17 protein-coding genes are annotated in these 20,747 nt (G+C 46.1%); 7 read left to right on the plus strand and 10 right to left on the minus strand.

The annotated features are described in order from the left end of the window. Window positions 1–199: 199 nt before the first annotated feature. Genes ICN13_RS04615 through gloB form a run of 3 tightly spaced genes read right to left on the minus strand, consistent with a single transcriptional unit; the run spans window position 200 to window position 4,319 of the window. Entirely contained in the window at window positions 200–2,083 is a 1,884-nt protein-coding gene (locus ICN13_RS04615) for a propionate--CoA ligase (RefSeq protein ID WP_216139166.1), read from the minus strand. 29 nt (window positions 2,084–2,112) lie between these two features. Continuing rightward, entirely contained in the window at window positions 2,113–3,510 is a 1,398-nt protein-coding gene (locus tag ICN13_RS04620; RefSeq protein ID WP_216139167.1) for a transglycosylase SLT domain-containing protein, read from the minus strand. Further along, entirely contained in the window at window positions 3,510–4,319 is an 810-nt protein-coding gene (gloB, locus tag ICN13_RS04625; protein ID WP_216139168.1) for a hydroxyacylglutathione hydrolase, read from the minus strand. The genes ICN13_RS04620 and gloB overlap by 1 nt, the downstream gene beginning before the upstream one ends. A 6-nt stretch (window positions 4,320–4,325) precedes the next feature. On the opposite strand from gloB, the gene ICN13_RS04630 reads away from it, so the two are divergent. From ICN13_RS04630 to dnaQ, 5 genes are all read left to right on the plus strand, one after another. After that, window positions 4,326–5,138, plus strand: a complete 813-nt coding sequence (locus ICN13_RS04630; protein ID WP_216139169.1) for a class I SAM-dependent methyltransferase — start codon at window positions 4,326–4,328, stop codon at window positions 5,136–5,138. A 4-nt stretch (window positions 5,139–5,142) separates the two neighbouring features. Further along, entirely contained in the window at window positions 5,143–5,607 is a 465-nt protein-coding gene (gene rnhA / locus ICN13_RS04635) for a ribonuclease HI (protein WP_216139170.1), read from the plus strand. A 110-nt stretch (window positions 5,608–5,717) separates the two neighbouring features. Continuing rightward, the gene (locus ICN13_RS04640; RefSeq protein WP_216139171.1) at window positions 5,718–7,025 is read left to right on the plus strand and encodes an efflux RND transporter periplasmic adaptor subunit; all 1,308 of its coding nucleotides are present in this window, start codon (window positions 5,718–5,720) and stop codon (window positions 7,023–7,025) included. After that, on the plus strand, window positions 7,022–10,120 hold the full coding sequence (locus tag ICN13_RS04645; protein WP_216139172.1) for an efflux RND transporter permease subunit: 3,099 nt from the start codon (window positions 7,022–7,024) through the stop codon (window positions 10,118–10,120). Before ICN13_RS04640 ends, ICN13_RS04645 begins: the two co-directional genes overlap by 4 nt. Further along, window positions 10,120–10,830 carry a DNA polymerase III subunit epsilon gene (gene dnaQ, locus ICN13_RS04650; protein ID WP_216139173.1) on the plus strand — a complete coding sequence of 237 codons (711 nt, stop codon included), beginning with the start codon at window positions 10,120–10,122 and terminating at the stop codon, window positions 10,828–10,830. The genes ICN13_RS04645 and dnaQ overlap by 1 nt, the downstream gene beginning before the upstream one ends. 8 nt (window positions 10,831–10,838) lie before the next feature. On the opposite strand, the gene ICN13_RS04655 is transcribed toward dnaQ, so the two are convergent. Further along, on the minus strand, window positions 10,839–11,930 hold the full coding sequence (locus tag ICN13_RS04655; protein ID WP_216863991.1) for a tartrate dehydrogenase: 1,092 nt from the start codon (window positions 11,928–11,930) through the stop codon (window positions 10,839–10,841). Window positions 11,931–11,986: 56 nt separating this feature from the next. Next, window positions 11,987–12,649 (minus strand): SprT family zinc-dependent metalloprotease, encoded by a 663-nt coding sequence (locus ICN13_RS04660; RefSeq protein WP_216139174.1) that lies wholly within the window; start codon window positions 12,647–12,649, stop codon window positions 11,987–11,989. A gap of 82 nt (window positions 12,650–12,731) precedes the next feature. Between ICN13_RS04660 and ICN13_RS04665 the strand changes: the two genes are divergently transcribed. Further along, window positions 12,732–14,042, plus strand: a complete 1,311-nt coding sequence (locus ICN13_RS04665; RefSeq protein ID WP_216139175.1) for an amidase — start codon at window positions 12,732–12,734, stop codon at window positions 14,040–14,042. A gap of 33 nt (window positions 14,043–14,075) precedes the next feature. Here ICN13_RS04665 and ICN13_RS04670 read toward each other — a convergent pair whose 3' ends face one another. Continuing rightward, window positions 14,076–15,053 carry a tripartite tricarboxylate transporter substrate binding protein gene (locus tag ICN13_RS04670; protein WP_216139176.1) on the minus strand — a complete coding sequence of 326 codons (978 nt, stop codon included), beginning with the start codon at window positions 15,051–15,053 and terminating at the stop codon, window positions 14,076–14,078. Between the two features lie 38 nt (window positions 15,054–15,091). Continuing rightward, window positions 15,092–16,213 (minus strand): NADH:flavin oxidoreductase/NADH oxidase, encoded by a 1,122-nt coding sequence (locus tag ICN13_RS04675; protein ID WP_216139177.1) that lies wholly within the window; start codon window positions 16,211–16,213, stop codon window positions 15,092–15,094. Between the two features lie 162 nt (window positions 16,214–16,375). Between ICN13_RS04675 and ICN13_RS04680 the strand changes: the two genes are divergently transcribed. Beyond that, entirely contained in the window at window positions 16,376–17,896 is a 1,521-nt protein-coding gene (locus tag ICN13_RS04680) for a CoA-acylating methylmalonate-semialdehyde dehydrogenase (RefSeq protein ID WP_216139178.1), read from the plus strand. Window positions 17,897–17,962: 66 nt separating this feature from the next. On the opposite strand, the gene ICN13_RS04685 is transcribed toward ICN13_RS04680, so the two are convergent. From ICN13_RS04685 to nuoN, 3 genes are all read right to left on the minus strand, one after another. Then, complete coding sequence (locus tag ICN13_RS04685; RefSeq protein WP_216139179.1) at window positions 17,963–18,448, minus strand: DUF1178 family protein; 486 nt, start codon at window positions 18,446–18,448, stop codon at window positions 17,963–17,965. Window positions 18,449–18,513: 65 nt separating this feature from the next. Then, the gene (locus ICN13_RS04690) at window positions 18,514–19,113 is read right to left on the minus strand and encodes an NUDIX domain-containing protein (protein ID WP_216139180.1); all 600 of its coding nucleotides are present in this window, start codon (window positions 19,111–19,113) and stop codon (window positions 18,514–18,516) included. A 131-nt stretch (window positions 19,114–19,244) separates the two neighbouring features. After that, the gene (gene nuoN / locus ICN13_RS04695; protein ID WP_216139181.1) at window positions 19,245–20,744 is read right to left on the minus strand and encodes an NADH-quinone oxidoreductase subunit NuoN; all 1,500 of its coding nucleotides are present in this window, start codon (window positions 20,742–20,744) and stop codon (window positions 19,245–19,247) included. Window positions 20,745–20,747 lie beyond the last annotated feature (3 nt).

Raw genomic sequence — 20,747 nt, forward strand, 5'->3', positions numbered from 1 at the left:
CAAAACCCCCAAAAAAGACTAACCCCGGGGCTTGTTTATGCGGGAGGTGAGTGTCTTTAAGCGCTAGGGTATTTAATTAGTTTCGAACCTTGCAATGATACCAGTTTTGCTCGTAAACCCTTGAATACCCAGCCAATTGACCCTTTGCGGGCTATTTCCTCCCCCAGCCCTTAGCTAGAGGAGGTCTTGCTTTTAATGCTTAAGCCTGGGCACTTTGCTCAATGATGGTCTTAATTTGAGCCAAAACCGTCTGGTCTTCCATGGTGCTGATATCTCCAGGATCGCGCCCTTCCGCCACGGCCTGTAATGCGCGGCGCACTATCTTGCCAGAACGGGTTTTAGGTAATGCCGTTACAACATAAACTCGTCCAGGACGAGCAATCGCGCCCAACTGACTATCAACAGTTTTCATGCACTCTTTTTCAAGAGTCTCTGTGTTGGAAGAGTTTTTAGGGATAACGAATGCAATCGCAGCCTGACCCTTGAGCTTGTCTTCGATGCCAACCACAGCTACCTCAGAAACGTTTGGATGACTAGAAATGCTTTCTTCAATCTCCCGAGTTCCCAGACGATGTCCAGCAACGTTAATCACATCATCGGTGCGACCTAGGATGAAGAAGTAGCCATCTTTGTCTTTAATACCCCAGTCAAATGTGGAGTAGATCAACTTACCAGGAATGGTTTCCCAGTAGGTGCTTACAAAGCGCTTGTCATCACCCCAAACCGTTTGCATACAACCCGGAGGCAATGGACCTTCAATGGCAATAACGCCTTTTTGATCTGGGCCCAACTCCGCTGAAGTGGCGTCGTCTAGCAACTTCATGTTGTAACCAAAAGATGGCACGCCTGGGGAACCAAACTTATGTGGCATGACTTCAACGCCACGCTGGATTGCCAGCATTGGCCAACCCGTTTCTGTCTGCCAGTAATTATCCACAATCGGTTTTTTGATTGCATCATGAATCCAACTTGCGGTTGGCTCATCCAATGGTTCGCCTGCCAAGAACAATGCACGCAATGATGAAAGATCGTGTTTAGTTAAAAAAGCAGGATCTTGTTTTTTGAGAACGCGAACCGCTGTTGGCGCTGAGAACATGACTGAGACCTTATATTTCTCAACTAATTCCCACCAGATTCCTGCATCAGGACGCAATGGCGTACCTTCATACATGATGGTAGCCATACCACTAAGTAATGGCGCATAAATGATGTAGCTATGGCCAACCACCCAACCAATATCCGAAGTACAGAACATGGTCTCACCAGCATTACCGGTAAAAATATGCTTCATCGAGGAAGCTAGGGCAACAGCATAGCCGCCGGTATCACGCTGCACACCCTTAGGCTTGCCCGTTGTACCTGAGGTATACAAAATGTATGAAGGATGAGTTGCATCAACCCATTCAATTGGAACGATATCGTTCAGATGTTTCTGACGCTCAGTCACGTAATCCAAATCGCGGCCAGCAACGGTAGTGAATTCAGTTAAACCACGATTCACAATCAACACCTTTTCAGGTTTATAGCTAGCTAAAGCAATCGCTTCATCTAGCAATGGCTTGTAAGGCACAGCCTTGCCACCACGAGCACCAGCCTCAGCAGTTACTATCATTTTTGGTTTTGCATCATCAATACGAGATGCCAAGCTATGGGATGCAAAGCCGCCAAATACCACTGAATGAATGGCGCCGATACGCGCACAAGCCAGCATTGCAAAACAAGCTTCAGCAATCATTGGCATATAAATTAAGACACGATCGCCCTTGTTGATGCCGTTCGCTTTATAAATAGCAGCCATACGATTCACTTCTTCGTAAAGCTCTTGATAGGTGTATACCTTCTCTATATTGGTTTCGGTAGAAACCGCAACCAAGGCCGTTTGGTTTGGTCGCTCTTTAGCGTGACGATCTACTGCGTTGTAACAAAGATTGGTAAGGCCACCCTCAAACCATTTTGCAAATGGAGGGTTATCGTAGTTCAGCACCTTGTTAAAAGGTTTTTCCCAGTGAATTAACTTTGCCTGCTCACCCCAGAAACCGTCTGGATCTTTTACTGAGCGTTCATGATGTGCTTTATAGGACATGGTCAACCTAATTAAAAAAGTTACTGAATTTACTGATTTTTTGCTGCCCCCTTGTTGCTGGTAGAGGCTGAGCTACCATTTTTCGCAGATTTTGCAAGTCCTGTCGATGCGGATTTATGCTGAGATGCAGCATTTTTTGCAGAAGAATTACCCTTAGAGCCCGCTTTCGGTACTGGACACTTAGCGTTTTTTGCGCCCTTGGCTGGTTTTGCGCAATTTGGAACTGCCGGGGGCGCCGGCTTTTCTAGGCTCAAACTGGCGTTTTCGGCCATTGCCGATGAAACGTCACCGGCACGACTACTGGTCTTCGGTATTAATACCGTCGAGCCTGCCTTAATGCGCATGCCTTTCGGGATGCCATTTACCGACCTTAATGTGTCGACATCAACTCCTAAAGTTTTGGCAACCTGCTCAACGTTTTCGGTTTTAGCTACCTTGACTGCCGTCCATGAAGATAGTGGCTTGCTATAGGTCTTCAGATTTGCCTGAAATATTTCTGCATGGGCAAATGGCAACAAGATCTGTTGATTTGCATTACTCAATATCACTGGCTTATTAAATGAAGGATTGAGATTATGAAATTCTTCTTCTGGAATTTCGGCAAGCTTAATTGCAACCGCTACATCGATATCGTTATCAATATCCAATGCCACAAAATAGGGATGATTTTCTAATTCCGGCAAAACAATGCCGTAAGCTTGAGGATCTAAAACAATTTGCCGATAAGCCATGAGCTTAGGAACATAGTTGCGTGTCTCCTTCGGCAATGTGAGACTCTCATAGTCAGTTGGTAAACCTGCCGCTAAATTGCGTTTTTGCGCCTTAGTAATGTTGCCAGCACCCCAGTTATAGGCCGCTAATGCAAGCTCCCACGAGCCAAACTGGCTATGTAAACGCTGTAGATAATCTAAGGCAGCATCTGTTGACTGCACAACATCGCGACGTTCATCCCTAAAAACGTTTTGGGTCAAACGAAAATCTTTGCCCGTCGCTGGCATGAATTGCCATAGGCCTACTGCCTTAGCGCTGGACTTTGCATGGGTAACGAATGCGCTCTCGACAAATGGCAGCAAAGCTATTTCAGTTGGCATATTACGAGCGTTTACTTCTTGCACAATATAAAACATATATCTTGAAGAACGGGCCATGGAGCGATGGACATAATCAGGCCTTGCGCTAAGCCAACGTACCTGTTCGATTTCGATTGGTGTATTCATGGGTTCCATTTGGAAGCCATCCCGAATTCGAATCCATAAATTATCGGATGGTGCGTAAAGCTTGCTAACAGATTGCTGCTTAAGATTGACTCGCGGCGCTTTAGATGATTTGGGATTGGCTTTGGTCGGCGCGTCAGAAGACCAATCGCCAGTGCTCGCACATCCCGATAGAAAAGCGACAAGCAAAATTGTCGCAGCATACAAACGCATCAGAATCGGTCTTTCCAGGCCCTAATAACCGCCAGGACATGGGCTGGCGTTGGCAAATCTTGTTGCATCGATACTTCTTTAGCCATCGCAATTACCGCAGCTTGATCACAACGCATAAATGGATTGACCTGTAGTTCTTGACCAATAGTGGTTGGCAATGTTGGTAAATTTTGCGCTCTTAAGGCTTGAGCTTTTTCTGACCAAGAAAGTAAATTCACATTATTGGGCTCCACAGCCAAAGCAAAACGAATATTGGATAAGGTGTATTCATGGGTGCAGTAGACCAAAGTATTTTTTGGTAAAGACGCAAACTTCGCTAAGGACTGTGTCATCTGGGTTGGCGTCCCTTCAAATAGACGTCCACATCCTGATGCGAACAAGGTATCGCCGCAAAACAGTATTGGCTCAACAACGTTAGCCTGCATATTGGCGAAATAGGCAATATGAGTCAAGGTATGTCCAGGCACCTCAAAGACCTTGAAGCTGATTCTGGGGGAAGCAATTTCTAGCTTGTCATCTTCTTTGACAATCACTGTTCTGCCTGGGATATCCGCCCCAACCGGTCCATAAACTGGAATATCGGCACCAAAGTTTCGTAATAAGTTGAGTATTCCTCCGGTATGGTCGGCATGGTGATGGGTAATTAAAATACCAGCAAGCACCAGGTCATTTTGCAAAAGATAGTCCTCTACAGGGGCAGAATCCCCTGGATCGACGACCAAAGCTGACTTCCCATCATGGATACACCAGATGTAATTGTCATCAAAGGCCGGAATAGGCCAAACTTGCAATAAAGTATTCTTATCCATAGAACGATGATACCAACCCCATCTACCCCATCCCAGATGCCTGCACCCCCATGGAGCTCATGGGAAAAATGGCTCCAATCCCCACCAGGACGCTATGTTTTGGGTTGGGAGCAAAAGTGCTGCGACCAAATCGTCGCGGACGTCTTTGGGTTTCATGCGGTTCAGATCGGCCTGCCCCAAATGAATGCTTTGGCCGAAAACCGCATGCCCTTGCAAGCGCTCTTATTACATTCGAACGACAGTCGTGAATACGCAGCTCGTTTTAATTGGCATCTAATTGAGGGAAATTATTCTGAGCTGCCATTTGCGAATGAAAGTCTTGATTTAGTAGTGCTTCCCCATGTACTCGAATTTGCTGCCGACCCGCACCAAATTTTGCGTGAAGTAGATCGCGTCTTACGCCCTGAAGGTCGCCTCATCATTTCAGGATTTAATCCGGCCAGCCTATGGGGTGCACGCCAATATCTCAGCAGATTAATTGGCAACCCCTATTTACCGCGTGATGGTCAATTTATTAGTCTCATACGCGTAAAAGACTGGTTGCAATTACTGAACTTTTCATTAGATCGCGGTCACTTCGGCTGCTATAAATTTCCTCTGCAAGGTCAGTCTTCTATGGGTCGCATGGATTTTCTAGAATCCATGGGGAATCGCTGGTGGCCTATCTTTGGTGCAGTATTTTTGGTTTCGGCGATTAAGCGTCAACAAGGTATGCGCCTCATTGGTCAAATTGCTCCAGTACGCATTCCGGCCCTACAGCAACTTACCCCGGCTGCAGAACGCAATCAACTTAAAGAAGTTCAAGAGACAGTAAATTAGAGAGATGTCACACCACAAATCAACACCACCTGCGCCGCATATCGTCATCTACACAGACGGTGCTTGTAAAGGCAATCCCGGTCCTGGTGGTTGGGGAGCTGTATTGCGTTCTGGCAGTCATGAAAAACATATTCATGGCGGTGAAAAACTCACCACCAACAATCGCATGGAAATTAGCGCGGTGATTTTTGCCCTTCGCGCCCTGAAGCAAAGAAGTAGCGTTGAGCTATGGACCGACTCCCAATACGTCCAAAAAGGGGTGACTGAATGGCTTGAGGGCTGGAAAAAACGCGGTTGGAAGACCGCCAGCAAGGATCCAGTCAAAAATGCCGATCTCTGGCAGGAATTGGATGCCTTGTTGCCAGATCATGACATTTCTTGGCATTGGGTTAGAGGCCATAACGGCCATCCTGGCAACGAGCTCGCTGACCAGCTGGCCAACAAGGGTGTCGAGGAGTTTTTGCCCTAGGGCCAATATCGCCCCAAAAGCACTATTCTGAGCGTCTTATGAGAGAATGGCTTTGACTAAAAAACGCCAAAACCGCATTAGAACCCGATAAAAACCAAGAAAACGAGACTGTGTCAAAAATAGAATCTTCTCTCGATAAATTATTTGCCAAATTAGTGCAAATTAAAAATACGGGTAAAGCGCGCCTGTGCACCGTGTGGAATAAATATTCCCCCCAAGTTAATCAACTCAAGAAAATAGATTACCCGACAGCTAAAGCATTTGTTATTCGCTTTAAGTGGCGCATTTTGTTGCTGTTGATTGTTCTTTATGCCGGCTCAAAAGCCTACGACTATTACCTCCCGGCAGGAAAAAAAGCCGGGGGACCTCAAGTAATCACTAGCATCGTTGTTGAGAAAAAAGACATTCCACTGATTATTGAAGCGACTGGAACGACGGTTTCCAATAGCATTGTGGATATCCGTCCGATGGTGACAAATACTGTTGCCAAAATTCATATTAAAGATGGTCAGGAAGTAAAAGAAGGGCAACTTCTTTTTACGCTTGATGATCGTAATGACAAGGCTAATTACGAGCGCCTAAAAGCATTGGCTGATGATGCACAAAAGCAATACTTACGCGCGAAAGAATTGGTGGAGAAAAACTTTATCTCCAAGGCAGGCCTAGAGACATCCTTTGCCAATGCGAAGTCTGCAGCATCAGCAGCACGTTCCGCCGAGGTTCAGCTCTCATTTGACTCCATCCGTTCACCAATTAACGGTAGAGCCGGAATCATCAACGTCTTCCCTGGCTCTCTAGTGCAAGCAAGTAATGTCGTAACAACCGCAACAAGCTCTACCGCTACCTCAAGCGTTGGCTCGATGGTGACTATCACGCAATTGAATCCGATCAATGTTCAGTTTGTGATCCCCGAAAAAGACATTCCCATCATTCTGGAAAACAAGCAAGGTGATGCGCCATTGACGGTAAAAGTAACAATTGGCAATACCGGAAAAAATACCTACGACGGTCAGGTTCTGGTGATCGACAACCAAGTTGACCCTCTGATTGCCGCAGTGCGTGTTAAAGCACAAATTCCGAACGATAAGTTAGAAGTGCTTCCTGGACAATTTGCACGCGTTTCACTCAACGCCAATACCTTAAAGGATGTCATTGCCGTTCCAACGCAGGCTGTTGTGATTGGTCCCAATGGACGCCTTGTCTATGTTGTTGATAAAGATGATAAGGTCACTGCAAAGCCAGTGAAGGTTAGCTATGAATACCTCGGCACCTCGGTCATTACTGGGATTAACGCGGGTGATCGCATTGTGGTTGAAGGTAAGCAGAATTTACGTACTGGCAGCAAAGTACGTGAAGCAAAACCCTCCAAATCAGAGAAGCCCCCCGCTGACAAAACCACTACCGCTGAACCAAAATGACGCTTTCTGAGCTATGTATTAGACGCCCCGTAATGACGGTATTGCTGTCTATTGCAACCGTGATTGCCGGAAGCGTTGCCTATTTCAAGATTCCAGTAGCCGCTCTTCCTAGCTTCAACACGCCAGTGATTTCTGTATCGGCCAGCTTACCTGGCGCTTCACCAGAAATCATGGCCTCGGCTGTTGCGCTTCCGCTAGAAAAAGAATTTTCAACAATTGACGGTATCAAAGTCATTAGCTCTACCAACTCACTTGGTACAACGAGCGTTACTCTTGAATTTACAAGCGATCGTGATATTGATAAAGCCGCAGTAGATGTGCAGGCTGCACTCTTGCGAGCCCAACGGCGTTTACCAATTGAGATGACGGTACCCCCTTCGTATCGCAAGATTAATCCTGCCGATACCCCAGTATTAATTGTGCGGATGAGCTCTCCATCTATCAGCCTTTCTGACATGAATGCTTATGCAGAGAACCTGATGTCGCCAAACTTATCCACCATCACCGGAGTTTCTCAAGTGGTGGTGTATGGAGCAAAACGGTACGCAGTTCGAGTTAGCGTTAGGCCAGACGCCTTAGGTAATCGCAATATCACCATGGATGAGGTTGCTGCCGCGATCAATAAAGCCAATACTAATAGCCCTATTGGGACTCTCGATGGCCCCCGCCAACTCATCACCATATATGCCAATCCCCAATTAGTAACAGCTGAGGAATTTGGCAACCTGATCGTTGCACAGCGTAATGGATTTCCCATTTACCTTAAAGATGTTGCCGACGTACAAGAAAGCTTTGAGGATGTGAAGACCTTTGCCTCAGCAAATGGTGAACGCTCCATTGCCATTGCCGTGCTGCGTCAACCGAATGCAAATACGGTTGAGGTTGTTGACTCCATTAAAAAACTGCTGCCTTCTCTCAAGGCACAAATGCCGGAATCTATTCAGCTAACACTGGTAAATGACCGCTCTCTTTCAATTATTGAGTCAATTCATGATGTCAATCTGACTCTATTGCTGACAATCGCGCTGGTTGTCTTGGTGATCTTCCTATTCCTAAAGCATGTATCTGCCACCATCATTCCATCCATTAGCTTGCCGATTTCTCTGATTGGCGCATTCTTTGTTTTCTACTTCTTAGACTACAGCCTAAATAACATCTCCTTGTTAGGCATCACTCTTGCTGTTGGCTTAGTAGTAGATGATGCGATCGTAGTTCTAGAAAATATCATGCGTTACGTTGAAGAAGGCATGGACCCTTTAAAGGCCGCGTTAAAAGGTAGTAAAGAGGTTGGCTTTACGATCATCTCAATCTCTATCTCATTGGTAGCAGTTTTTATTCCGCTATTTTTCATGGCAGGCCCAATTGGTCTTCTCTTTAGAGAATTTGCCGTTGTGGTAACGCTCTCCATATTAGTCTCCGCAGTTGTCTCATTAACAGTAGTTCCAATGTTATGTAGCCGCTTTTTACCAAAACCTGGTCAGCATCCAAAAGAATACGGAATCACAAAGCAGTTTGATCGCGCATATGAATGGACTTTAAAAAAATATATTCACTTTTTAGATTTGGCCTTAGCGAACCGAAAGAGAGTGTTATTTGGTGCAATAGCTAGCTTTGTCATTACCATTCTTCTCTTTGTTTACAGCCCAAAAGGATTCTTTCCGGAGGAAGACATTGGTCAGTTACGCGTGACGGTAGAGGCTTCTGAAGACACTTCCTTTAGCACCATGATGGCCCTTCAAGAACAGGCTGCGAAAGTTGTAGATAGCGACCCCAATGTTGCAACCTCAATCTCGATTCTTGGCGGCGGCCAAAGCTCAGGTCGTAATACCGGAAGATTCTTCATCATTCTGAAGCCCAAGGACGAGCGCCAAAAAATGAGCAAGGTCATGGAGGGACTTAGATCCAAGTTTAAAGAAATTCCTGGCATTCAGGTCTACATGAGCCCCGTACAAAATCTGCAACTAGGAGGTCGAAGCAGTAAAAGCCGCTATCAATTTACCCTCCAAAGCGTTGGCTTTGAAGGTGTCAATGAATGGGCTGAGAAATTACTGCAAAAAATGCGCGCCGATCCAATTTTCAAGGATGTGACTAGCGACTCTCAATTAAAGGGTTTGAACGTTAAAATTGAAATCGATCGTGAAAAAGCTGCCAGTGCGGGTGTATCCATCGCCGATATTCGTACCGCCCTCTACTCTTCTTTTGGTGAGCGGCAGGTTTCCACTATTTATACCCCGGTAAATACCTATTACGTCATTCTGGAAACAGCTGAGAGTGACCGTCAATTTGAAACAGACTTGAACAAGGTCTTCGTTCGAGGCAGGGCGACAGATAAATTGATTCCGCTATCCAGTCTGGCGAGCTTTGTCAGAACTGTGGGGCCCACTGCAGTAAATCACCAGGGTCAGATTCCAGCGGTCACGATATCTTTTAACCTCGCTCCGGATGTTTTCTTAGGTGACGCAACTAAGGCAATAGATGGCTTTGTTAAGGCGGTTGATTTACCGCCTTCCATTATCACGAGTTATGGTGGCGATGCAGCTGTATTTAAAGACAATCAATCGGGTCAGGTCATTTTGCTATTGGCTGCACTAGGAGTGATTTATATCTTGCTGGGTGTTCTCTATGAAAGTTATATCCACCCCCTCACTATTTTGGCAGGTCTACCCTCTGCAGCGATTGGTGCAATTTTATCTCTACGAATCTTCGGATTTGAGCTAACCGTTGTAGCCTCAATCGGCATCTTGCTGCTCATTGGTATTGTGAAGAAAAATGCGATTTTGATGATTGACTTTGCACTAGATGCGCAGCGTAATCAAGGTATGACTCCCGAAAAAGCGATTCGTGAAGCATGTATCTTGCGCTTTCGCCCAATCATGATGACGACGATTGCTGCTTTAATGGGCGCATTACCTATTGCGCTTGGCATCGGTGCTGGCGCAGAGTTACGGCAGCCTCTAGGTATTAGTGTTGCTGGTGGCCTCATCTTCTCCCAATTCGTCACTTTAATTATTACGCCTGTTATTTACCTTTACTTAGATAAATATGCTGGTAATGGTCCGATGGACATTCCCCCGTCTGTGCTCGAAGGAACTTAATGCGCCAAGTCATACTCGATACCGAAACAACTGGGCTAAACCCCGCTACTGGTGACCGCATTATTGAAATTGGTTGCGTCGAAATGGTTGGTCGTCGTTTAACAGATCGTACTTTTCACTATTACATTAATCCAGAGCGAGATATCGATGCTGGTGCTTTTGCAGTTCATGGTCTATCACGTGAGTTTCTTTCTGATAAGCCAGTCTTCGCTAATATCGTTGAGCAACTCATCGAGTTTGTAGATGGCGCAGAAATCGTGATTCACAACGCAGCCTTTGACTTAGGCTTTCTCGATAATGAATTCGCCCTACTCAAGCGCCCACCATTTCGTAATTTAGCGGCCAAAATCACCGATACCTTACTAGATGCTCGTCAGATGTTCCCTGGTAAACGTAACTCTTTAGATGCGCTGTGTGAGCGCTTTTCGATCAGCAACCAACATCGAACCTTGCACGGAGCGCTTTTGGATGCGCAGCTATTAGCTGAAGTCTACGTTTCAATGACAAGAGGTCAAGAGGATCTATCGATCGATCTGATTGATTACACTGTTGGCGCAGACGCATCTGGACATACAAAAGCCTTACCCACAGATTTCAAAATACTCACAGCTAGCGAAGATGATCTCGCGCAGCACGAAAAGATTCTTGCAGAGATCGCAAAAGCAAGTAAAAAGGACTCCGTATGGAGCCCTTTAAATACCGCTTCTTAAGACCTGATTTAGATAGCGGCAGCAATCGCCTTACCTAGATCGTCCGTCTTTGCTGTGCCACCAATATCTGGTGTTAATGGGGCGTGCCCAGGGCCAGCGATGAGAACCTTTTCAATTGCACTGAAAATAGCCTTGCCCGCCTCTGGATAACCAAGGTGATCAAGCATCATCGCCCCGCTCCAAATTTGACCAATCGGATTAGCAATCATCTTGCCGTAGATATCAGGGGCTGAACCATGAACCGGTTCAAACAATGATGGGAATTTACCTTCTGGGTTAATACTGCCAGACGGTGCAACTGCAATCGTGCCGGTACATGCTGGACCCAAGTCAGAGAGAATATCGCCGAACAGGTTGCTAGCAACAACCACATCAAAACGATCAGGATTCATTACAAAGTGTGCTGACAAAATATCAATGTGATATTTGTCGGTACGCACATCAGTAAATTTCTTGGACATCGCCTCTACGCGCTCATCCCAGTAAGGCATAGTGATTGCAATGCCATTGGATTTAGTGGCGGAGGTCAAATGTTTCTTAGGGCGGCTCTGAGCCAAATCATAGGCGTACTTCAAAATACGATCAACGCCCTGTCTAGTAAATACCGATTCTTGAATCACAAATTCGCGATCGGTATCAGGGAACATCTTGCCGCCTACGCTGGAATATTCACCCTCTGTGTTTTCACGCACAACGAAGAAATCGATATCACCTGGCTTGCGATTAGCTAAAGGGCAAGGAATGCCTGGCAATAAACGTACCGGACGTAAATTAACGTATTGATCAAAGCCACGACGGAACTGAATTAAGCTCCCCCACAGAGAAACGTGGTCAGGTAGAACATCAGGCATACCAACAGCACCAAAAAAGATGGCATCGTATTTCATGAGTGTTTCAAACCAGTCATCTGGCATCATCTTGCCGTGCTTAAGATAGTAATCACAGCTAGCAAAATCAAAATGGTCGAACTGCATGCCTAGGCCAAATTTACGATTTGCAGCCTCAAGCGCACGCACACCCTCGGGCATGACTTCCTTACCGATGCCATCTCCAGGAATAACGGCAATTTTTGGGTTCTTGAAGATTTTTTTAGCGTTCATTGTTTATGTCTCAATCATTAGTGGTTCTATTTAATGCAATCGGGGTAATTTATACACTAGCTGATGGCACGTCGGATTTGATCTGGAGCAGACTTGCCACCCTTAGCAATTGAATCGCTATCGTACTCAGTGGTATTTTCAATCGTCTCCGGAGCGTCCTCCAGCATACGGATATTATCCTTCGGGCAGATGGGCGCCCCATAACTAGCCCATTTTTTAAGCAATGTGACCTCGTAACCACATTGACCACATTTGGCCTTACTACGGCTTGCATTGCTGGGTCTGGGAGGCGGGAAAACGATAGCCTGGTGAGGATATGGGCCCAGTTCTTGACTAATCATCATGAGCTTCACGGTGAGCTCCTCAGTAGCATGAGCCATCCTAGCTGGTCCCTCTAGTCCAACGGTCTGAGCAATCCCTTTAAAGTCCTCTCCGTGGCCGCTAAAGCAGTCATCTACGGCATGACATAGCTCATGCACCAAGGTATCGAGCAACTGCACTGGATCATCAATTTTGGGGGATATAAAGATCTCGTTAACGCCCCCACCAGAACGCTCCCTTGGCCAGCATTGGCCTAAGGTAGTTCTAGGGCTACTAGAGGCTGGGAAGCCACAGGAAACTCTTACTGGGGGGATGGCATAGCCAGCTTTGGAAAATACTGGCTCAAGGTGTCTAACGGCATCTTCAAGCCATGCTTCGCGAACAGAATGTTGCTTCATCGATCTACTTACTTTGCGCAATTGAGGTGAGATTAAAAACGGTAAATTGCGATCATACGCCACCAACCGTAGAATATGGCCTATGAAAGATCTAGAAAGCCTCAGCGCATCCCAAGCAGTAAAAGCCCTGTCCAAAAGAGAGATTAAGGCAACCGATTTACTCCTATCCTGCTTAGACCGCATCGGCCAGCGAGAAAGCACCGTAAAGGCCTGGGTTAGCCTTGGCAAGGAGAATGCTTTAACTAGGGCAAAAGCACTCGATAAGGGGGCAATTCAGGGTCTGCTGCATGGCCTACCCATTGGGGTCAAGGATTTATTCGATACCTATGATCTGCCAACCGCCTATGGGTCACCCATTTATCAAAATAACTATCCTAGTGCTGATGCGGTTTCAATCGCCTTAATGCGTCAAGCTGGCGGCATTATTTTAGGAAAGACCGTCACAACAGAGTTCGCCTCTTTTAAGGGCGGCATCACTACCAACCCCCATAACAGCAAACACACTCCTGGAGGATCCTCTAGCGGCTCTGCAGCTGCAGTTGCTGACTTCATGGTGCCATTGGCTACCGGCAGTCAGACTGCTGGATCGATTATTCGTCCAGCATCTTATTGCGGCGTAGTTGGTTTTAAGCCGAGTCTTGGCAAAGTGAGTATCGCTGGTGCCAAAAGCCTATCGATATCAATGGATGTACTAGGCTGTTTTGGCCGCAGCGTAGAAGACGTTGCTCTGGGTATTGCAGCCATGAGTGGAGATCATGGACTTGCTACGGTCAATGAACTTCATAACAAACCTAGAATCGGTATTTGTAAAACAGCTAATTGGTCACATGCTCAAAAAGAAACTGCGACTGCATTAGCTGTTGCAAGACATGCAGCGGAATCGATTTGCAAAGGAACGGTTGGCGATCAAAAACTACCGAAGGCATGTGATGGTTTAACACAAGCCCAAACTAATATCATGATGTCGGAAATGTCCCGCAGCCTACTTTTTGAACGCGTCCACTATCCCAAGAAAATCAATCCCTTAATTAGTAAATTACTAAATGATGGTGCTCAAATTAGCTATGAGCAATACGCCAAAGATCTACACATGGTGGAACGTGCCAAAGCCTCAGTTGCAGATCTCTTTAGCAATGAGATTGATATCTTGATTGCGCCGAGCGCCACAGGGGAAGCGCCGCTGATTAAAGATGGTACAGGCGATCCTATTTTTTGCAGAGACTGGAGCATGCTTGGACTACCATGTATCAACATCAATGTAGCTAGTGGACCCAATGGGCTACCAGTAGGCGTACAACTAATTGCAGGCCCAGGTAAAGATCATTTCTTACTAAGTGCAGCCAGGGCATTCGCGCTAGCATTACCTGATCCTGTATTAAGGGATCAGGCTTAAGATAGTTACTATACGACTGAAGTTATTAATGATTTAGTCGAGCGTAATATTGGCAGACTTGATTGCCTTATTCCAATATGGGAGCTCTTTCTTAACCAACGCCTCAGTTGCAGCAGGAGTTAAATAACGCAACTCCACTCCAGCTGCATCAGCACGCTCTTTCACTTCAGGCATTGCCAAACTCTTTTTAACGGAATCTGTCAGCTTAGCAATCACTGGAGCTGGTGTTCCGGCGGGTGCAAATAAACCTACCCAAGACTCTAGCTGGAAGGATGGTAAACCAGCCTCAGCAGTAGTCGGTACATTAGGCATGCCTGGGTGACGATTCTTACCAGTCACTGCTAAGCCTTTCAGCTTGCCGCTTTGAACATGCTGCATTAATGATGGTGGCGTACTAATGAAAACCTGCACCTGACCCGCTAGAACATCCTGAATCGCTGGCCCCGATCCTTTGTATGGGACATGGACCATATCAACACCCGTAGTTTGCTTAAACATTTCAGTGCCAATGTGAGAGACGGAGCCGTTTCCTTGTGAAGCGTAATTAAGCTTCCCTGGATTGGCTTTTGCATACGCAATAAATTCTTTCAAATTATTGACAGGCACTGAAGGATGAACGGCGATCACATTTGTAGAAACAGTTAATAAAGCGATAGGAGAAAAATCTTTAATCGGATCCCAGGGAAGCTTATCCATTAAAGCGGGATTACCTACGTGATAGCCGGAGTAAGAAATCAATAAAGTGTAGCCATCCGGTTTTGAGTTTGCTACATATTGATAGGCAATGTTTCCACTTGCCCCTGGCTTGTTATCAACAACAACTGTTTGACCAATTACCCTTGTAAGCGGTTCACTTAATAAGCGTGCAGAGGTATCAACCAATCCACCTGGAGGGTTTGGAACCACTAAACTAATTGGACGATCTGGGAAAGGCGCCGCTCCAGTAAGCTGCACGGTCGTAGAAAGCGCAAGTGTCACCAATAATTTTTGGGCTAGATGAAATCTTTTCATAAGGGTCTCCTAGAATTTTTATCTGTATTGTGACTAGTTTATCGCTGTCCTACTTTAACGCTTCCGAATACCGCCTGGGCCTCTCTTGGTAAACAACGCCAGTAACGCTCGTTTGCAGTCACCGTGGCACCCAAGGCGGCAGCAGCCTCCCATCCCCAGCGTGGTTTGTAGAGAAAGGCTCTGGCCAATGCGATCAGGTCGGCATCGCCAGCTTGCAAGATTGCTTCAGCTTCATGTGGATCGGTAATCAAACCCACTGTCATGGTTGGTATGCCTGATTGTTCTTTAACAATCTTTGCAAAAGGCACTTGATATCTTGGTCCTAAAGCAATTTTTTGTTTGGGAGAAATGCCACCAGAAGAAATATGGACAAAATTACAACCCAAGGGCTTGAGCTGTTTTGCAAAATTCGCAGTCTCTTCTGGGGTCCAGCCACCCTCAATCCAATCACTCGCAGAAATACGAATTCCCAAGACGCCTTGATATGCGGCTCTTACTGCAGCAAATAACTCCAATGGAAATCGAATGCGGTTTTCAAATGATCCGCCGTATTCATCCGAACGCTGATTTGCAATTGGTGACAAAAACTGATGAAGTAAGTAGCCATGAGCACCATGCAGCTCAATGCCATCGACACCAATGCGCTCTGAACGTTTTGCTGCAACGACAAAGTCTTCAATCAATTGCTTCAGTTCAGCTTTGGATAACTCATGTGGAAGACGCTCACCTTCAAGCTGAGGAATTGCTGAAGGTGCCAAAGTTTCCCAGCCGCCCTGATCAGCCGTTAATAATTGACCGCCATCCCAAGGAGTTGCGCTCGATGCTTTGCGTCCTGCATGAGCAAGTTGAATAAATACTGGAATTGCAGGCGCCAACTTACGGGCACGACTTAATTTATCTTTAAGGGCAGCTTCGGTGCGGTCATCCCATAAACCTAAACATGCAGGAGTAATTCGACCTTCAGGTGTGACGCCCGTTGCCTCAATGATGAATAAAGAAGCGCCGCTATTGAGTAAGTTACCCCAATGCATCAAATGCCAATCTGTAGCCTCACCATTATTTGCTGAGTATTGGCACATCGGGGCAACCACAATGCGGTTAGCCAATTCCAGTGGTCCACGTGGCGAACTCAGGGTGTAGCTGGAGAACAAAAGACTCATGGGATACCTTAAAAAGCGGAAATTAGTCCAAAATTACGAAAATGATTCTAAAGCGATAAAATACTCTAAAAGCAGAATAAACGAGACAAAGAAGTCTTGCTGACCCAGCGGTTGGTAGACCTCAGATACCAAAACCTATCAACGAAATAAGCAGACGAGATTATGAACGCACCTCAAGCCTTTGATTCAAATGCTGATATCGGCCACTATGTTGGCGGCAGCGTACTAAACCCTAAAGATGGGCGCTTTGCCGATGTCTATAACCCCGCTAAAGGAGCTGTAGCTCGCCGCGTAGCCCTCGCCAGCCGTAAGGAAGTAGATGCCGCAGTAGCAGTTGCCCAAAAGGCTTTTGAAAGCTGGGGCCAAACTAGCCCACTACGACGAGCCCGCATTCTTTTCAAATACTTGGAATTGCTCAACGCCAATCGCGATGCGTTAGCAGCCATCATTACTGCCGAACACGGCAAAGTATTTACTGATGCTCAGGGAGAAGTTACTCGTGGTATTGAGATTCTAGAATTTGCTACTGGCATCCCAGAATTACTTAAAGGTGACTACACCGAACAAGTCTCTACCGATATTGATAATTGGATCATGCGCCAGCCTTTAGGTGTGGTTGCTGGTATTACCCCATTTAACTTCCCAGTCATGGTGCCAATGTGGATGTTCCCAGTAGCTATTGCCTGCGGCAATACTTTCATTCTCAAACCAAGCCCAACTGATCCATCAGCCTCGTTGTTTATGGCCAAGCTTCTCAAAGAAGCTGGTTTACCAGATGGTGTATTTAACGTCGTTCAAGGTGATAAAGAAGCGGTAGATGCCTTGATTGAAAATCCAGATGTTAAAGCGGTCAGCTTTGTTGGCTCCACACCAATAGCCAACTACATCTATGAGCGTTGCGCCCATTTTGGCAAACGCTCTCAGGCTTTAGGCGGCGCTAAGAACCATATGGTCATCATGCCTGACGCAGATATTGATAAGGCAATTGATGCTCTGATAGGCGCTGCATACGGCTCTGCAGGCGAACGTTGTATGGCTATTTCAGTAGCGGTATTGGTTGGCGATGTTGCAGAAAAAATCATGCCAAAACTGATCGAGCGCACCAAAACTCTCAAAGTAAAGAATGGTATGGAGCTTGATGCTGAAATGGGCCCTATTGTCACCAAGGCGGCCTTAGAGCGTATCACTGGCTACATCGAGAGCGGCGTTGCCTCTGGCGCCAAGTTATTAGTTGATGGTCGCGGCTTAAAAGTGCCGGGCAATGAAAATGGTTTCTTTATCGGCGGCACTCTCTTTGATAATGTTCAGCCTGATATGAAGATTTACCTTGAAGAAATCTTTGGACCGGTTCTCTCCTGTTTACGAGTAGCAAACTTTACCGATGCCCTCAATCTAGTTAACTCTTGTGAGTTTGGCAACGGTGTTGCTTGCTTTACCAGTGATGGCAACATCGCCCGTGAATTTGCCCGCCGCGTCCAAGTTGGCATGGTTGGTATCAATGTGCCTATTCCAGTGCCGATGGCTTGGCATGGCTTTGGTGGCTGGAAGAAATCTATCTTTGGTGATATGAATGCCTATGGCAAAGAAGGAGTTCGCTTCTATACCAAGCAAAAGAGCGTAATGCAGCGCTGGCCTGAAAGTATTGCTAAAGGCGCAGAGTTTGTGATGCCAACCTCAAAGTAATATAGTCCTGAAATAAAAATAGCGATCTACGGATCGCTATTTTTTTACTCTAAATGATTGAGCTTCTTATTGCAGGGTATTTTTAAACGCTGGCATCAAGGGCATTGCCAACACATCAATGCCCTCTTCTCTTAAAGCCTCAGCCTCATCTAATGTGGTCTGACCACGAATGCTTCGCTCAGGAGATTCCTTGTAGTGAATCTTTCTGGCTTCTTCAGCAAATGAATTACCGACATCCTCAGATCGACCCATGAGTTCACGCATACCTTTTAGAAAGGCTGCCTGAACTTGGGCTTCTAGATGAGAATGGTCTGGCCCTGTCAAAGCAACGACATCACCACTTAAGCTACCTGCGTCTGTTTTAGATACTGCCAACTCCGTTGAAGAAGATTTGGCGATATGGGGAGCAGAGGGCATCCGGGAGATATCGGTACTGTCACATACAGGACAGGCAAGCATCCCCTTATCCTGTTGAGACAGGCAATCCTCTTCGGAGGCAAACCAGCCTTCAAAGCGGTGGTCTAGGGGGCAAGCAAGGTTATAAACTTTCATAAAGCCTATATAAGGGCAAAAGTGCTAAATTCAATACCCTTATTTTAATCGGGATTGCTCAAACCCTATTTAATCGGCTGGGGATGAACTAAGCCTCGGCGATAACGGTCTAACCAGTAGGTGGAGATGGTCGTTTTAACGTCTGTAATCTCACCTTCCTCTACCCATGCAATGAGCTGCTCTAGAGGGGCTGCAAAAACATCCAAAAACTCTTCCTCATCTAAATGACTGGCACCGGGCATTAGATCCTCGGCCAAATAGATATCAATAAATTCAGTGGAATAAGAAATCACGGGATGTATGCGGCGGATATAGCTCCACTTTTTCGCTGTATATCCAGTTTCCTCTGCAAGCTCTCGTTGTGCACACAAAAGCGGATTTTCATTGGGATCCAATTTACCCGCCGGAATTTCAATACAGGCTTTGGCAATCGGATAACGATACTGACGCTCTAAGAGTACCCTGCCGTCATCCAATAAAGCAAGAATGGCAACAGCACCAGGATGCGTTAAATATTCTCTAACCGTCTCTTGTCCATCAGGCAATGAAACCGTATCGCGCTTCATATTGAGAAAGATGCCGCCATAGATATCCTCACCAGAAATGCGCTCCTCACGTAAATGATGATCACCGCTGGGTAAATCTTTGAATGATTTCTCGGTCATAAATGAATACCTCGTTTGTGGTGTCTCGATAATACAAAAATTCAATGGCAATCAGGCGGTTCGTTTCTCACCACCCCCAAAAAGAACAAAGGCCCCGTATAGGAGCCTTTATACCTAGATCGGAATCAGGATCAAGAGCCCAATAATGTGCGGCGCATTGCGTCTAGACAAAGACTCATTAAACCAGCAGGAACAATTCCAAGGGCCAATACCAAAATGCAATTGAGGCTCAGGATGCTCTTTGCATAGCCAGAGCCGCTAACGGCCATGTCATGCACTGGCTCATCAAAGTACATTACCTTCACTACACGTAAGTAATAGAAGGCACCGATCAAGGAGGCCATCACAGCAATAATGGCTAAGAAGGTGTGCTCTCCATCAACCAAAGCCTCTAGAACACCCAATTTAGCGGCAAAGCCTACTGTTGGCGGAATACCAGCTAAAGAGAACATCATCACCAAACCGATAAAGGCAAACCAAGGATGCTTCTTATTAAGGCCCTTTAGGCCATCCAGAGTTTCGCAGTCATAGCCTTTGCGTGAGAGTGCCATTAACAAACCGAAGGTGCCTAGTGTCGTTAATACATAGGTAATGGCATAAAACATAGAGGCGCTAAATGCATGCTCATCAAATACCGACAACATACCCAAAAGAACGAAGCCCATTTGAGCAATTGCAGAATAAGCCAGCATCCGCTTGACGTTAGTTTGGGCAATCGCAGTAACGTTACCAACAACCAAAGAAAGCACAGCCAAGACCACTAGCATCGGCTGCCAATCACCCATCAGTGGCAACAAAGTGTTTATTAATAAACGGAATAACAAAGCAAATGCAGCAATCTTAGGTGCAGCAGCGATCATCAATGTTACCGCTGTTGGTGCGCCTTGATACACATCCGGCACCCACATATGGAAAGGAACAACGCCAAGCTTAAATGCTAAGCCAGACACAATAAAGACCAAACCAAATGCCATGACCAAATGATTAATGCGTGGATCAGCGACAGTTTTAAAGATCTCAATCAGATCAAGAGAGCCTGTTACGCCATACAGCATAGACATGCCATATAACAAAAATCCTGAAGCTAGAGCGCCCAATATAAAGTACTTAATACCGGCTTCTACACTCTTCTCGCTGTTGTGGCGCATTGCGACTAATGCATAGGTTGGGAGCGCCATTAGTTCCAGGCCGAGATATAAGGTTAAAAGATTGGCGCCAGAGATCAATACCATTTGACCGAGCAAAGCCAGTAGCGCCAGAACAATAAAGTCTGGGCGGAACATCGCACGGTCGGTGAGATATTGCTTTGAGTAAATCAAACTGACCAGTACAGCACCACATGAGCAGGCTTTAAGTAAATTAGATAAAGGATCTGATTGAAATAAGCCGTTCATAGCTACGAGCGCTGGATCTCCCATGCGGCCAACGAATGCAAAAATCAGGTAAACCAACAAGATGATGGTGAAGAAATAAACAAAGCCTACTCCGCGTGGAGTATGGAAGATATCCTGCTCTACACCAGGAGTAGCAACCACCCTCTCAGGAACATAAACACTAGCAACCAATAACAAACAGGTTGCTACAAGTAAAACGAGTTCCGGCAGGACAGCGTATAGATCAAATTCTTGCATTTG

Source organism: Polynucleobacter sp. MWH-Berg-3C6 (genome assembly GCF_018881855.1).
Taxonomy (GTDB): domain Bacteria; phylum Pseudomonadota; class Gammaproteobacteria; order Burkholderiales; family Burkholderiaceae; genus Polynucleobacter.